This window comes from Salipiger sp. HF18 (assembly GCF_011806505.1).
In the GTDB taxonomy this organism is placed as follows: Bacteria; Pseudomonadota; Alphaproteobacteria; order Rhodobacterales; family Rhodobacteraceae; genus Salipiger; species Salipiger thiooxidans.
The window spans coordinates 1-554 of the sequence record NZ_JAATOS010000988.1 but is presented as its reverse complement, the minus strand read 5'-3'; the positions used below and the strand labels follow the sequence as shown (position 1 = coordinate 554).

Sequence of the window (554 nt, the reverse complement as noted above, 5' to 3'; positions counted from 1 at the left end):
CACCGCGTCGCCCTCGACCCCGAGCGCGACGACCAGCCCGTCGAGCCGCGCCTCGCGGGCGACGGCGCGCAGGACCGCGTCGCGGCCCGCCTCGTCCCCGGGCACGCGCCCGGGCTCGAGCAGCACCGCGCCGCAGCCTGCCTGCGCCGCCATCGCCGCCACAAGCGCGCGCCGTCCGCTGCCCGCGGGGCCGATCAGGGCGACGCCCCGGGCGAGCTGCGGTGCAAGTTCCGCCGCGAGCGTGTCGACCCGCGCAAGACCCGGCACCGGAGAAAGTGGCAGGCAGCCCGGCGGGCATATCGGCGCGCCGCCGCCGGTGAGGCGCAGCGCCAGGTCTTCGGGCAGCGAGATCGCCGCCAGCGCGTGGGTCTCGCGCATCTCGATCAGTGCCCAGCGCCGCAGCGGCGCGTCCGGGGCCAGCCGGTCGAAGAGCGCCGCGGCGAACTCGGGCGCCGAGCCGCCGCGCAGCCGGGTCAGCAGGTGCGGCGTGACGTAGGTCTGGCGCGGGTCGCCCGCCGCCTCGGCACAAACTGCGGCGACGGTGCCGTCGACCC

1 protein-coding gene is annotated in these 554 nt (G+C 78.7%); it reads right to left on the bottom strand.

Annotated features, from left to right (window positions below):
• Positions 1-554: hypothetical protein (locus tag HC022_RS28420; RefSeq protein ID WP_217704153.1), on the bottom strand; the 554-nt coding region annotated here is incomplete at both ends.